The organism is Paraburkholderia sp. A1RI-2L, from assembly GCF_048957375.1.
Taxonomy (GTDB): Bacteria; Pseudomonadota; Gammaproteobacteria; order Burkholderiales; family Burkholderiaceae; genus Paraburkholderia.
The window spans coordinates 292,985-306,882 of sequence record NZ_JARBTA010000001.1; the positions used below are offsets into that span (position 1 = coordinate 292,985).

Here is a 13,898-nt window from a genome sequence, read left to right on the forward strand (position 1 = left end):
CTTGTGCGCCGTTCGATTCGAATGGCGCAGAAAAAGCAGCCCTCGATTCGCACCGAGGGCTTTTTTGTTTGCAGCGCCGTCGCGACGCGCTTCGACATTCTTCGACGCGTTAGTTACGCGAGCGCGTCGAGCGCTTCCTGCGTCGAGCGCACCTGTCCCATGTGGCGGCACCGCTTTTCGAGCGATGCATTGCATCGTTCAGTTCAGTACAAGGGCGTGCTTGCAGCCTGGCTCGCAGTGTCGCTCGCGTGAAGACCGGACGTCTCATTCCCTAGCGCAGCACCGCATCGCCGCGCGACGTGAGCACGCGGTCGATCAACCCGTATTCGGCCGCCGCCGCCGCCGACATGAAGTGATCGCGATCGGTGTCGCGCCCGATCTGCGCGATGTCGCGGCCCGTATGCGCGGCGAGCATCGTGTTCAGGCGCTCGCGCAGATAGAGCACCTCGCGCGCCTGAAGCTCGACATCGGCGGCGGTGCCCTGGCTGCCGCCCGAGGGCTGGTGGATCATGATGCGTGCGTTCGGGAGTGCGAAGCGTTTGCCAGGTGCGCCGGCGGCTAGCAGAAATGAGCCCATGCTCGCCGCGAAGCCGGTGCATAGCGTGGCGACGTCAGGCTTCACGAACCGCATCGTGTCGTGGATCGCGAGGCCGTCGTACACGGAGCCTCCCGGCGAGTTGATGTAGAGGCTGATGTCCTTTTCAGGATTCTCGGCTTCGAGAAACAGCAACTGCGCGACGACGACGCTCGCCGTCTGCTCGGTCACCGGCCCGACCAGGAACACGATGCGCTCGCGCAAGAGGCGCGAGTAGATGTCGTAGGCGCGCTCGCCGCGCCCCGAGGTTTCGATGACGGTCGGCACGAGGTTGAGCGCGCGCGGCGCAAAGGTTGCGTGATGCTGGACGGTCGGATGCATGAAATTCCTCGCCTTGGGGTAAGTGGGTGGAAGGGAGCGGCGCGGTGGCGCGGTTCCTTCCCCAAGACGCCCGGCGCGCGTTGCGTGTGACGAAAATTTTTTTGCGCGAGACTGTCACATCGGCGCGCTCGCGGTCGTCTTGCGGGCGAGAGCGCACGTAGCGCGGGCGAAGCAGTACAAGGCGGTGCAACAAGGAGCGAAGCGAATGACCCAGGTGATCGACGAAGTTGGCGTGCGGGATCTGCGCGACGCGCGCGAGCCCCTTCGGGGCGAGGTGGGGTTCGACGCGCCGTCCGGCATGCAAGGCGGCGCATGGAGCGAGGGTCGCCGCGCTGCCGTCTTCGACCAGGAGCGCGCGCGGCTGCTGGCGTTGGCCATGCGCGTGCTGGGCGGCCGCGCCGAGGCGGAAGACGTCGTGCAGGACGCGTGGTTCCGTTGGCGCGAGGCGGATGCTCAGGCGGTGCGCGTGCCGCAGGCGTGGCTTGCAACGGCCACGGTGCGTCTCGCGATCGATCGCCTGCGCAAGCAGCGCCGTGAGCGCGCGGGCGAGCGCCAAGCGCCCGGCGCTGCGCCGTGGCTCGACGCCGCCGCGCCTTCGGCGGAGGAAGCGGGCCTGCGTGCCGCGCGTCTCGCGGATGGGCTGCTGATGCTGCTGGAGCGGCTCGGGCCGCTGGAGCAGGCCGTTTTCGTGCTGCGCGAGGCGTTCGACTGCGACTATGCCGAGATCGCCGCGCTCACGGGCTGCACCCCCGTGCATTGCCGACAGATCGTGCGCCGTGCGCGGGTGCGGCTGGTGCGCGAGCAGGCGGCCAGGCCCTTGGCGCCCGCCGACGCGGCGCAGCACGCGCTCACCGTCGAGCGGCTGCGCGAAGTGCTCCACGCGCAGGACCGCGTGGGCCTGATGGATCTGCTGGGCGTGACCGCGACGGCGCTGGCGGTGGCGGGCGCGACGATGAGTGCGGCGGCGAGTGCGGCGGCGAGTGCGGCGATGAATGCAGCATCAGGCTCGATGGTGCCGCGCGCCGGCGCTGAGGTAGAGGCTGGAATCGCGGGCACGCCGCTACGCGGCCTGCGCGCGGAGACGCTCTCGCTCGACGGCGAGCCTGGCGTCGTGCTGGTGGCGGAGGACGGGGAATTGGTCGCGTGGCTGCACATCGGCTTGGCCGACGATGGGCGCGCCGCTCCTGTGGTCTGCGTGGCCGCGACGGCGGGCGGGAGCGCCTTGCGGGCGGCCAACCGGGCGTTCGGAGGGGCGGCGGTGGGCGCACTGCTCGACGGGATCGCCCGATCGCTCGCGCCAGCCTGAGCTGAGTGCGCAGGATTTGCGCAAGGTTACCGCGCGAGGCTACCGGGAAGCGGCGTCCCAGTTGATGTCGACGCACAGCACCTGCAGGCCATGCGCCGTCTGGGCGGCGACTGAGGCGGTCACGCACAGGTGGGCTTCGTTGATCGAGAGATAGGGCGGCGTGAACTGCACGCTGCCGGGCGCCTTCATGGCCCCGATGAAATAGGGCCGGCGCTCCCAGCTCGCGCCTTCGGAATGCAGGAGCGGCCTGAAGCGCTTGGCGCGAGGCGTCGCACGCACGTCGGGCAGCACGTTGTCGCCAATCTGGCGGCCCGAGGCGTCCAGCAAGAAGCTGCGTGCGGTGTCTGCGAGACCGAGCAGCGGCTGCGAGACATCGGCCATGCTCGCGCCCGCAGCGAGCTGCGCTGCCGCCGCTTCGAGCGCCTTCACATAGGGCGCGAGGCGCGCGCACTGGGTCTTCTCGCGCGCGCTCACACGCTCGCGCAGGCGCGCGGAGAGATCGTCCATCAGGCGCGCGGCGGTGGCGGGCGGCACGGGCTCGACCTCGGGGCGCGCGAAGTACGCGCCCTGCACGAAGTCGGCGTTGCTTTCGAGTGCGATCAACGCGTCGCGCTCGGTCGAGAGGCCGCCCACCAGCACCAGCTGGCCGGACTCGTGCAGCATCGAGACGAGTCCCGGCAGCACGCGCTCGATATGCGCATGGCGGCTCGCCTGGGCGAGCAGGCTGCGATCGAGCGTGACGATATCGGGCCGTAGCTGCCACACGCGGTCGATGTTCGAATGCTTGGCGCCGAAGCCGTCGAGCGCGATCACGAAGCCCGACTTGCGCAATGTGTCGATGATCTCCGCGAAGCGCGAATTCTCGCCGCCCGCCTGCTCCGAAACTTCCAGCACCACGCGCTGGGGCTGCAGCCCCAGCGCCTTGATGCCCGCGAGCAGTGCGTCGCCATAGCTCGTGTCCATCAGCGCGGCGGGGTGCAGGCTCAGGAAGAGCCATTCGTCGTGCGAGTCGAAGGCGTTGAAGTTGCCCAGATGCAGCGATTCCGCGAGCCGGCCGAGTTCGAGCAGATCGCCGCGGCGCGCGGCCTGCGTGAATACCTCCTGCGACGGCACCTGGCCGCCATGCTCATCGTGCGCGCGCAGCGAAGCGTGGTAACCGATCGCGCGGCGGTGGGCGACCGAGAATACCGGCTGGAATACGCTGAACACGGTGTAGCCGCCGTAGAGCACGGTGCGTCGCGCGCCTTCTTCGCCCGCGACGGGGCGCGACTGAAAGCCGGGAGGATCGAGGTCGATCATGCTGGTCATGGAACTGGGTGGTGCGCGCGACAGGTCGCGCGCGAATCTCGAGTTTACATTACAAGATAACAGTGCAAAAAGTATGCTCATTCCGACACATGGCGGCTCGGGCCATGCAGGCGGGATATCGGCTATGTCGAGATGCGCTTCGACGCCCCTTCGACGCCCCGTTTCGACGCGGTGCGCGAGGCGGCTTCGCACTCGCGCGGCGCGTGTGCACCGCTGCGGTGCGCAGCGGGCATTGAACGGGAAGACGGCGCGCCGCGGCGTCCCGGTGTTATCAGGCGCGTTGGTGTTATCAGGCGCGTTCTGATGGGTCGGTCTTTTTTGCCGTGCGGCGCACGTCGTCGGAGAGCTGCGCGAAGATCCACGACGAGGCTGCCGTGATGATCCCCACGCACACGAAAGTCGCGTGGAATGCCGGAATCACGTTCGAGCCGCTCGCATGGCGGATCAGGCCGGTGAAGGTCGTGAGCAGCGCGCCCGCCACTGTCACGCCGAGGCTCATCGAAAGCATCTGCACGAGCGAAAAGAGGCTGTTGCCGCTGCTCGCGCCACCCATGCCGAGGTCCTTGAGCGTGAGCGTGTTCATCGCCGTGAACTGCATGGAGTTCACGCTGCCGAACACGGCCAGCTGCACGATGCGCAGCCACAGCGGCTCGGCCGGCGTGGCGAGCGTGAAGCTCGCCATCATCAGGCCCACCAGCACGGTATTGGTCACGAGCACGCGCCGGTAGCCATGGCGCGTGATGAGATACGTGACGAGGCGCTTGGAGAACATGCCCGCTGCGGCCACCGGCAGCATCATGAGGCCTGCTTCGAACGGCGTGTAGCCGAGCGCGACCTGCAGCAGCAGCGGGATCAAGTACGGCATCGCGCCGCTGCCGATGCGCGCGAACAGGTTGCCGAGCAGCCCCACGCTGAAAGTGTGGATCTTGAAGAGCTCGAGCGAGAAGATCGGCCGCGGCGTACGCCCCGCGTGCAGCCCGTACGCCACGAATGCCGCGAGCGAGACGATCAGCATCACCAGTACGATCGCCTGCGGGATGCCCAGCTCGGCGCGGCCGTCGAGCGCGACCGAGATCGTCACCATGCCCGTGACGAGCAACAGGTAGCCCGGCACGTCGAATTTCGGCGTGTCGGGATTGCGGCTGTCGGGCATGAAGATGAACGTGGCAATGCAGCCGGCCACGCCCACCGGCACGTTGATGAGAAAAATCCAGTGCCACGAGGCGATTTGCACGAGCCAGCCGCCGAGCGTCGGGCCGATCAGCGGGCCGATCAGGCCCGGGATCGCCACGAACGAGAGCGCGGGCAGATAACGTTCCGCCGGAAACGTGCGCAGCACGGCGAGGCGTCCCACGGGCAGCAGCATCGCGCCGCCCACGCCCTGCACGATGCGCGCGAGCACGAGCTGGTTCAGCGTGTGCGCGCTCGCGCACAGCAGCGAGCCGATCGTGAAAACGAGGATCGCGCCGAGAAACACGCGCCGCGTGCCAAGCTTGTCGGCGAGCCAGCCGGAGACCGGGATCATCACGGCCATCGTCAGCGAATACGCGATCACGACCGATTGCATGCGCAACGGCAATTCGCCGAGGCTCGCGGCCATCGCGGGCAGCGCCGTGTTTACGATGGTCGAATCGAGCGTCTGCATGAAGAAGCCCGTGGCGACGAGCCACAGCATCACGGACAACTTGCGGGCGGACGGCGTAGAGGTGGGGCTGGACGGGGCGGCGGATTCGGGCATGGGAGAACGCGGGCGCGCAGGCGGTGGCTGGCAGCCGCCATTGTAGTGAACCCGGCGTCGCGGCGGCGTGCTGCTGCCGTTGCGCGATACGGCAAACGCGGCACGGCCGGGGCCTGGTGAGCGGGGCAAATTACCCTGGAACGCGCGCGGCCGCCGCGAAAAACGCCTGCGCGCGCGGGTCCAGCGCGAACGCCACGTTGATGCGCAGCCAGGGGCTCGGCTCGCCGTGGGGCCGGAAGTGGCTGCCTGGCGACGCGCTCACGCCGAACGGCTCGCCGCAGGGCACGAGCCGGGCCGAGTCGTCCACGTGGGGCACGCGCGCCCAGATGAACTTGCCGCCGCTCTGTGCATAAGCGCGAGCGCCGCCTGGCGCCCCGGCGGATCCGGCGAGCGGCCCCGCGAACAATGCCCAGCCGTGGTCTTCCAGCGTGCGCGAGGCGGTGCCGAGCGCTTCGGCCAGACGGCGGCGCAGCCGCTCCAGGTGCTTGCGGTACGCGCCGCGCTCGAGCAGCGTGGCCACCACGGCCTGGGTGAAGCGCGAGCCGCCGAGGCTCGTGAGCGCCTTGATCGAGGCGAGGTCGCGCACGATCGCCGGATTCGCGACCACATAGCCGATGCGCAGCGACGAGGAGAGCGTCTTCGAGAGCCCGCCCACGTAGATCACGTGCTCGAACTGGTCGAGCGCGGCGAGCCGGTCGCTGGGCTCGGCCTGGAAGTCGGCGTAGATGTCGTCCTCGACGATGGTGAAGCCGTGCTCGCGCGCGAGCTGCAGCAGGCGGAACGCGACCGGCGGCGAGACGATGGTGCCGGTCGGGTTGTGGAACACCGTGTTGATGAAAAACGCGCGCGGGCGATGCTGGGCGAGCAGCGCATGCAGATGCTCGAGATCGGGCCCGCTCGTCGTGCGCGTGACGCCGACGATCCGCACGCCGTGAAGCTTCAGCAGTCCGTACAAATTGAAGTAGCCCGGATCTTCCACGAACACGGTGTCGCCGGGCTTGAGCATGTAGCGCATCAGGAGGTCGATGCCCTCGCTCGCGCCTTCGGTGATGAGGATCTGCTGGGCGTCGGCGGCAATGCCGAGCGGCGCGAGCCGGTTGCGCAGATGCTCGCGCAGCGTGGCGTCGCCCAGCGGCGAGCCGTAGTCGACGAGACTCGACGGGTTGGTGCGCGAGACGTGACGGATCGCCTGGCCGAGCGCGTCGATATCGCGCCACGCCTGCGGGATCGAGCCGCTGTCGAGCTGCAGCGTCTCGCCGGGCCGGTTGAGCTGGGTGAGCAGGTGGCCCGATTCGTCGGCGGCGTTCGAGAGGTCGCAGGTGCCCATGCCGGACAGCCCGAGCCGCGCGTGCTCGCTCACGTAGAAGCCCGAGCCGTGCCGCGAGTCGAGATAACCAAGCGAGACCAGCCGGTCGTAGGCCTCGATCACCGGAAAGCGGCTGATGCGGTAATCGGCGGCGAACTGGCGGATCGAGGGCAGACGTGCGCCCGGGTGCGCGCCGCGCGAGCGGATCCAGGTCTGCACGCCGGCGACAATCTGGTCGGTGAGCGGGACGCCGCTGGCGCGGTCGAGTTCGAGTTTCATGCGGGCCTCGCTGGGAGCGGCCGGGGTTGCCCGGGCGTTGAGTGAAGACGGCTGGGGGACGAGCTGGGGGACGATCGAGTGTTCGGTTTTTCGGCTGCACAGTTCCGGGTGAACTGTTCGGAACTGTGCATGGGATTGCCCCGCGCTGACCGCAATAATGCTCCAACCGGGAAGGCCCTTCAAGCCGCCGTTACAGGCGATCCGTCGCGCGTCGGCGGCGGGCGCCGGCCCGCGAGTTATCGTCAAGGAGCACGGCAATGCGCGAAATCCGAATTTTCGAACTGGAACACGGCGAGCCCGCCGAGACCTGGCGGCTCGCGCAGGCAATGCAACTGCATGTGAGCGAGGGCGAACTCTGGCTCACGCTTGGCGGCGACGCGGGCGATTACTGGCTGCGTGCCGGCGAGTCGATTCGCCTTCCTGCCGGCGCGCGCGCATGCTTGAGCGCGGGGCGTGCAGGGGCGCGCTTCATGCTCGCACTCGGCGGGGCGTCGGCAAACGAGGCGCGCGATATGCGGGCGGCGCCGGCTGCGTTGCCGCACGGGCAAGGTGCGCGCGGGTTTGCGGGATGGCTGGCCCAGGCGCTGCGCGAGCGCTCGACGCGGTTGCAGTGGGGCGCGCGCGCCGCCGGCTGAGCGCGCATCAACGCTCGTCGCCGAATTTGCCTATATAGCGGGCGCGTGGCCGGATCAGCCGGCCATCGGCGTTCTGCTCCAGCGCGTGGGCGATCCAGCCCGTCACGCGCGCCGCCGCGAACAGCGTGAACGCCGCGCCGCGCGGCAGCGCGAGCACGCGCTCGATGGCTGCCAGCGCGTAGTCGAGCGTGGGTCGCGCACCGGTGGTCTCCGCCACGGCGTGTGCGAGCGCGTCGACTTCGTCCATCGGCGAGCGGGCGCTCGCATGCTGCGCGAGCATGTCGAGCAGCAGCCGGGCGCGCGGATCGCCGTCGGGGTAGAGCGGATGCACGAAGCCCGGCAGCTTCGGCGTCGCGCCGAACTCGTCCGCCGCGAGCCGCTGCGCGAGATAGCGGTGCAGATCGTCGGCGTGGGCGGCTTCGTCGAAGAGCGCCGCCACGCGCGTGGTCTCGCCGCCGTGGCTCGGGCCGCCGAGCGCGGCAAGTCCGCCCGCCGCCGCGCCGAATAGATGCATGCCCGTCGAGGTGATGCAGCGCACCGTGAATGCCGAGGCGTTGAGCTCATGGTCGGCACACAGCACGAGCGCGGCGCGCAGCAGTTCCGCCTGCGCGCGCGAGCGCACGGCCCATGCATGCGCAAGCTGGCGGTGCAGCGGTTCGCTGGACGGGGCCGCGCAGACTAGCGCGGCGGCCAGCAAGCGCATCAGTTGCGTGCCCGTTTCGAGTTGCGCGTCGCGGCCTTGGACCCAGATGCGCGGCATTTGCGTGGCGGCGGACGGCAGCAGCACCAGCGCGCGTTCAAGCGGCGAATGCGCGCTCCAGAGCTTGAGCCACGCCGACCATTGCGCGACGGCGATCGGCGCCGCGTTCGCTTCGAGCACGCGGCGCGGCGAGCATTCCCAGAGCAGCGCCGCGACCTCTTCGAGCGAGGCATGGCGCGCGAGCGCGATGGCGTCCTGGCCGCGATAAAACAGCCTGCCGTCCGCGATCAGCGTGATCGACGATTCGAGCACCGGCACGCCCCAATCGAGCACCTTCTGCGCGACCTTGCCCGCGCGCTTGCCGTCGGCCTTGCGGCGCGCGAGGCCACGAACTTCGGCGGCGGCGTAGCGGCGCGATTGGGGCTGGCTTGGACGTTCGTGCGGGTGCGCGCTGCCGTTGGCATCGTCGGCGGGTACGGAGGTGAGCATGCCGCGGCTCACATAGGCATAGAGCGTGGCCCGGCTGATGCCGAGCGCAGCGGCGGCTTCGGCCGCGGTCATATAGCTGGACATGGTGGCGCGCCTCGCGAAACCGGAAAAATCGATCTATGTTGATCATCATAATCAAGATTGATTCGATGACGAGCGCGCACTTACCCTTGGTCCATCTTCTCCTGACCCATACAGGACGCAAGCCATGACACCCCGCGACGCGCTCGAGCACCTCTGGATGCTGGCCCATCCTCACGACAGCGCCGCAGCGCACCAGGCTGCGCTCGACACGGTCGACATCGAAGGCGACGATCCCGGCCTGCCTTCGGTGTTTCGCGTCGGCACCCTGGCGGCGGCGAGCATCGGCGCGGCGGGGCTGGCGGCCGCGCGCTTTCACCAGCTGCGCGGCGGCCCCGGGCAGCGCGTCGGCATCGATGTGCGCCGTGCGCTCGCGGCGTTTCGCAGCGAGCGCTATCTGAGCGTCGATGGCGGCGCGCCGTTCGAATTGCGCCATCCGGTCACCGGCTATTTCGAAACGCGCGATGGCCGCTGGATCCAGTTGCATGCGAACTTCGCGCACCATCTGCAGGGCATCCTGCGCGTGCTCGGCTGTGGCGAGCGCCGCGACGACGTCGCGCACGCGATCCGCACGCACTGGGACGGCGCCGCGCTGGACGAAGCGCTCGCGCAGGCGGGCTTGTGCGCAGCGCTCGTGCGCACGCCGCGCGAATGGGCCGCGCTCGAACAGGCGCAGGCCGTGGCGCGCCTGCCGCTCATTGAAATCGAGCGCATCGGCGATGGTGATGGTCGCGGCGATGGTGGCGCGCTCACGCAGCGGCCCGGTGCGCGTCCGCTCGAAGGCGTGCGCGTGCTCGACCTCACGCGCATCATCGCGGGGCCGGTGGCGGGGCGCGTGCTCGCGCATCACGGTGCCGACGTGCTGCTCGTCAACGGAGCACATCTGCCCAATATCGCGCCGCTCGTGATCGACAACGGGCGCGGCAAGCGCTCGGCCACGCTCGACTTGCGCGAGGCCCGGGACCGCGCGCAACTGCACGCGCTAGTGCGCGACGCCGATGTGTTCCTGCAAGGCTACCGGCCCGGCGCGCTGGCAGCGCTCGGTTTTGCGCCCGAGATGCTGGCGCGCGAGCGGCCAGGCATCGTGTGCGTATCGATTAGCGCGTACTCGCATCGCGGACCGTGGCGCGAGCGGCGCGGCTTCGACAGCCTCGTGCAGTCGGCGAGCGGGATCGTCTGGACCGAGAGCGTGGCGGCCGCGCACGGCGGCGTCATGCCGGGCGCGCAGATTGATGCGTCGGCCGGGGCATCGCTCGATAAGCGGTTCGATAAGCCGTTCGATAAGCCGTTCGATGCGCCACGCCCGCTGCCTTGCCAGGCGCTCGATCACGCGACCGGCTATCTCGCCGCCTTCGGGGCGATGGTCGCACTCGCGCGGCGCGCGCAGGAAGGCGGAAGCTGGCACGTGCGCGTCTCGCTCGCGCAGACGGGCCGCTGGCTTCAGACGATGGGCATGCTCGAGCAAGGCCAGCGCGTGCCCGACCTGCGCGCACAGGACCTCGCGGATTGCTTCGAGGAGATGGATACGCCGTTCGGACGCGTGCGCGCGGTGGCCAGTGCCGAGCGGCTCGAACGCACGCCGGCGTTCTACGCGCGCCCGAGCGTGCCGATCGGGACCGATGCGCCGCAGTGGGCCGCGTGAGGTCGCTTCGCGCCTTACTTGCGCAATTCCGCGACGAAGTCGTAGTAGTCGTTGCGACAGTACGTGTCGGTGAGCTCGATGGCGCGCTGATCGGCGGTATAGCCCACGCGCGTGATGAGCAGCAGCGCTTCGTTGGGCGCGATGCTCATCTGCTGCGCAATTTCCTCGCTTGCGTTGACCGCGCGAAAGTGCTGCAGCGCGCGCACGATCGCGAGGCCGCGCTGTTCGAGAAAGCTGTAGAGCGAGTCGCCGATGGCGCTCGGGTCGGGGATCAGCGCGGCGGGAAAGGTCGAGTTCTCGACGGCCATGACGATGCCGTCGGCCAGACGCAGACGCTTCAGGCGCGTCACGGCGGCGGCGGGCGAGAGGCCGAGCTGGATCACCTCGTCGCGGCTCGCGGGCTGGATCTCGCGCGAGAGCCAGCGCGAACTCGGCGTGAAGCCGCGCTGGCGCAGCATCTCGCTGAAGCTCGTGAGACGCGAGAGCGGATCTTCATAGCGCGGCGTGATGAAGCTGCCCGCGCCCTGGGTGCGGCGGATCATGCCTTGCTCGACCAGCAGCGCGATGGCCTTGCGCGCGGTGATGCGCGAGACGCCGAGCGCGTCGGCGAGCACGCGCTCGGAGGGCAGCGCCTCGCCGGCTGACCAGCGGTTCTCGTGAATGGCATCGGTCAGCTTGCGGGCGAGCTGCAGATAGAGCGGCGTGTCGTTGTCCGGGTCCGGGCGCAGGCCGCGCCAGCGGTCTTCCGTGGAGGCGTTCATGGGAGGCAGGCGTGAGAAGCGAACGGCAATTTTATGTCATAGGCGGCGCGGCGAGGAAATGATGGACTTACTCGTCGGCACATGGCCCGGGGCCACGCGAGGCGATACACTGGCCGTTTGCTGCAAGCGCAGATTCGCATGAGGCCGGGAACAAGGGCCTGGCTTGCGAGCTTTGCATGGGGCAGGAGAGCTCTGCATGAGACCGGAGCAAGCGCCAAAGCGCTAATTCCGGATCGCAAAGTGCTGAAGCACCAACGCCTGCCGACACAGGAGACTACATGACAACGGATATCGCCAGTATCGCGCTGCCTGGCGGCGAACGCATCGCAAAGCTCGGGCAGGGCACGTGGGAAATGGGTGAGCGGGGGGGCGACCACAACTCGCGCCGCGCCGACGAAATTGCCGCGCTGCGCGAGGGCGTCGCGCTCGGCATGACGCTCATCGACACTGCCGAAATGTACGGCGACGGCGCGACCGAAACGCTCGTCGGCGAAGCGCTGCAAGGGCTGCGCGAGGACGTATTTCTCGTCAGCAAGGTGTATCCGCACAATGCGAGCCGGCGCGGCGTCGAGCGCGCCTGCGAGGCGAGCCTGAGGCGCCTGAACACCGACAGGCTCGATCTGTATCTGCTGCACTGGCGCGGCGGCGTGCCGCTCGAAGAAACGGTGCAAGGGTTCGAAGCGCTGGTGCGCGCAGGCAAGATCCGCTACTGGGGCGTGAGCAACTTCGACACCGAGGACATGGAGGAGCTCTTCGAGGTCCCCGGCGGCGACGCTTGCGCAATCAACCAGATTCTCTACAACGTCGCGCGGCGTGGCCCCGAGTACGATCTGCTGCCCTGGGGCGCTGCGCACGGCATGCCGCTGATGGCGTATAGCCCCGTCGATCATGCGCGGCTGCCGAGGCGCTCGCCGCTCGACGACATCGCGTCCCGGCATGGCGTGTCGATTTATCAGGTTGCGCTTGCGTGGGTGCTGCGTCAGCCGAACGTCTGCGCGATTCCGAAGGCGGGACGCGTCGATCACATGCGCGACAATCGCGCCGCGCTCGACCTCGTGCTGAGCGCCGAGGACCACGCGATGCTGGACGCTTACTTCAAGCCGCCGCGCAGCAAGCGGCCGCTGGAGATGCTTTAGCGCGGTAGAGGTCAGGACAGGCCGCAAGAGTGCGGAGGCTTCCGGCCACCGGCGGCGGCGCCCGGCCGGGGGACCAGGAGACCGCCGCCGTGATGCCTGGAATGACGCGACCGGCCGTCGCGCCAATTCGGAGTGGTTGCGTTGGCATGCTCGCACCGCCGTGCGAACTCAGTGACTGCCGCCGCCTTTGCCGCCACCGGAGCCGCCGCCGTACCCGCCGCCCGGGCCGCCCGACGGTCCCCCCTTGCCGAATCCTCCACCGAAGCCGCCTCCGAAGCCACCGCCGAAGCCACCGCCGAAGCCACCGCCGAAACCGCCTGAGGGGCCTCCTGAAGGTCCGCCCGACGGGCCGCCGTGAGCGCCGCCGCAACCGCATCCGCTCGATCCGCCGCCGCCGTTACTTCCACCGCCGCCGTTGCTTCCGCCGCCGCCGTTGCTTCCGCCGCCGCCGTTGCTTCCACCGCCGCCGTTGCTTCCACCGCCGCCGTTGCTTCCGCCGCCGCCGTTGCTTCCACCGCCGCCGCCCGAGTTGCTGGAGCCGCTGGTCGCGCCGCCGACGCCTGAACTGCCGCGGCCAGAGCCGGATCCCGAACCCGAGCCGGAACCCGAGCCGGAACCCGAGCCGGAACCCGAGCCGGAACCCGAGCCCGAGCCCGAACTGCCTCCGGAGCCGGGGCCTCCCGCGCCTCCGGCGCTCGCTGAACTCGAAGTGGGTCCGTTGCCGCTACCGCCGCGCCCGCAGTTGCCGCTGGTGGCCGCGTAGCAGTTCCTCGGCTCGAAGACAAAGGCGGCGTCGGCTGCTGCGCTTGCCTGGTCGGCGGCAGCGGTATCCGCGCCCGGGGCATGGCCGGTGGCGTCCGACGTAGCTGACTTGAGCGCGAGATTGCCCGGCGACGTGTCCTCGACCGGCAAGCCGGCGCCCATCGTGCCGGCCGCGCCGCTCGCAGGCAGCGCGGCTTCGGCGACGATCACCCAGCTTGGAGCCGTTGCGTTGTCGGCGGCATGGGCATCGACGGCCGGCAGGAACACGCACGCGCCAGCAGCGCCGATTGCGCTGATTGCACCGACTGCGAGTCCCCGACTGATCCCGTAGTAATGCTGATTAAAAATTGTTTTGTTCATTACTTTCTCCCCGGAAGCGATAGCGTGTACCAGCTTCGCTTCTCTTACGCCTTGCGTCCGGCGCTGCATCGCTGATGCGCAGACGCCGTTCCCCGTCAGGCCAGCAGCGCTTGGTGCCGACACCGCGCCGACGCGCGCTTCATGCCGTGCGCTGTTGGCACAGCCTCGCCGGCGCGGGCGGTAAGAGTGGCACCCGGATGCGTTTGCACCGGACGACCGATTCAGTCAGGAATCCTTGCTGAGTGCCGCGGACTGTTACGGAGGCGGCGCAAAGCAGGTGTGCCGTGCTGCCGGCCATCCGTTCGCCCGGCGCGAGAAACCGCGCGCCTCATCCCCATTCCATCTGGATTTCACGCCGCTGGGCGCAGGCCGGATGCCTGGTGCCGATTTAGCGAGTTCTGTGCCATCAGTCCAGCAAGTCCGCGTGACGAGGACTTAACACTTTCTCTATGGCTATGGGACGGAAAAATTCACGGAAA

General features: G+C 69.0%; 12 protein-coding genes. 5 read left to right on the forward strand and 7 right to left on the reverse strand.

The genetic code is table 11. From position 1 onward, the window contains the following. Positions 1 to 21: 21 nt before the first annotated feature. Positions 22 to 252 carry a hypothetical protein gene (locus PWP93_RS01370; RefSeq protein ID WP_421043190.1) on the forward strand — a complete coding sequence of 77 codons (231 nt, stop codon included), beginning with the start codon at positions 22 to 24 and terminating at the stop codon, positions 250 to 252. Positions 253 to 271: 19 nt separating this feature from the next. Here the strand turns inward: PWP93_RS01370 and clpP are convergent, their stop codons facing one another. Then, on the reverse strand, positions 272 to 916 hold the full coding sequence (clpP, locus tag PWP93_RS01375) for an ATP-dependent Clp endopeptidase proteolytic subunit ClpP (protein ID WP_421043191.1): 645 nt from the start codon (positions 914 to 916) through the stop codon (positions 272 to 274). A gap of 205 nt (positions 917 to 1,121) precedes the next feature. Between clpP and PWP93_RS01380 the strand changes: the two genes are divergently transcribed. Next, positions 1,122 to 2,222, forward strand: coding sequence for a sigma-70 family RNA polymerase sigma factor (locus PWP93_RS01380; RefSeq protein WP_421043192.1), 1,101 nt, complete (start codon positions 1,122 to 1,124; stop codon positions 2,220 to 2,222). 39 nt (positions 2,223 to 2,261) lie between these two features. On the opposite strand, the gene PWP93_RS01385 is transcribed toward PWP93_RS01380, so the two are convergent. The 3 genes from PWP93_RS01385 to PWP93_RS01395 form a co-directional block, all read right to left on the reverse strand. After that, complete coding sequence (locus tag PWP93_RS01385; RefSeq protein ID WP_421024613.1) at positions 2,262 to 3,530, reverse strand: EAL domain-containing protein; 1,269 nt, start codon at positions 3,528 to 3,530, stop codon at positions 2,262 to 2,264. Positions 3,531 to 3,819: 289 nt separating this feature from the next. Next, positions 3,820 to 5,268: a multidrug transporter subunit MdtD gene (mdtD, locus tag PWP93_RS01390; protein WP_421024612.1), complete on the reverse strand. Its 1,449-nt coding sequence runs from the start codon at positions 5,266 to 5,268 to the stop codon at positions 3,820 to 3,822. Positions 5,269 to 5,398: 130 nt separating this feature from the next. Continuing rightward, positions 5,399 to 6,853: a PLP-dependent aminotransferase family protein gene (locus tag PWP93_RS01395; protein WP_421024611.1), complete on the reverse strand. Its 1,455-nt coding sequence runs from the start codon at positions 6,851 to 6,853 to the stop codon at positions 5,399 to 5,401. A 257-nt stretch (positions 6,854 to 7,110) separates the two neighbouring features. On the opposite strand from PWP93_RS01395, the gene PWP93_RS01400 reads away from it, so the two are divergent. Further along, positions 7,111 to 7,488, forward strand: a complete 378-nt coding sequence (locus PWP93_RS01400; RefSeq protein ID WP_421043193.1) for a DUF2917 domain-containing protein — start codon at positions 7,111 to 7,113, stop codon at positions 7,486 to 7,488. 7 nt (positions 7,489 to 7,495) lie between these two features. Here PWP93_RS01400 and PWP93_RS01405 read toward each other — a convergent pair whose 3' ends face one another. Next, positions 7,496 to 8,761, reverse strand: coding sequence for a citrate synthase (locus PWP93_RS01405; protein WP_421043194.1), 1,266 nt, complete (start codon positions 8,759 to 8,761; stop codon positions 7,496 to 7,498). 124 nt (positions 8,762 to 8,885) lie between these two features. Here PWP93_RS01405 and PWP93_RS01410 point away from each other — a divergent pair, with 124 nt between their 5' ends. Then, entirely contained in the window at positions 8,886 to 10,400 is a 1,515-nt protein-coding gene (locus PWP93_RS01410) for a CoA transferase (protein WP_421043195.1), read from the forward strand. Positions 10,401 to 10,414: 14 nt separating this feature from the next. On the opposite strand, the gene PWP93_RS01415 is transcribed toward PWP93_RS01410, so the two are convergent. Next, positions 10,415 to 11,161, reverse strand: coding sequence for a GntR family transcriptional regulator (locus PWP93_RS01415; RefSeq protein ID WP_213299888.1), 747 nt, complete (start codon positions 11,159 to 11,161; stop codon positions 10,415 to 10,417). 278 nt (positions 11,162 to 11,439) lie between these two features. Between PWP93_RS01415 and PWP93_RS01420 the strand changes: the two genes are divergently transcribed. Then, complete coding sequence (locus tag PWP93_RS01420) at positions 11,440 to 12,297, forward strand: aldo/keto reductase (protein WP_421043196.1); 858 nt, start codon at positions 11,440 to 11,442, stop codon at positions 12,295 to 12,297. A gap of 168 nt (positions 12,298 to 12,465) precedes the next feature. Here the strand turns inward: PWP93_RS01420 and PWP93_RS01425 are convergent, their stop codons facing one another. Next, on the reverse strand, positions 12,466 to 13,419 hold the full coding sequence (locus PWP93_RS01425) for a hypothetical protein (RefSeq protein ID WP_421043197.1): 954 nt from the start codon (positions 13,417 to 13,419) through the stop codon (positions 12,466 to 12,468). Between the last annotated feature and the right edge of the window lie 479 nt (positions 13,420 to 13,898).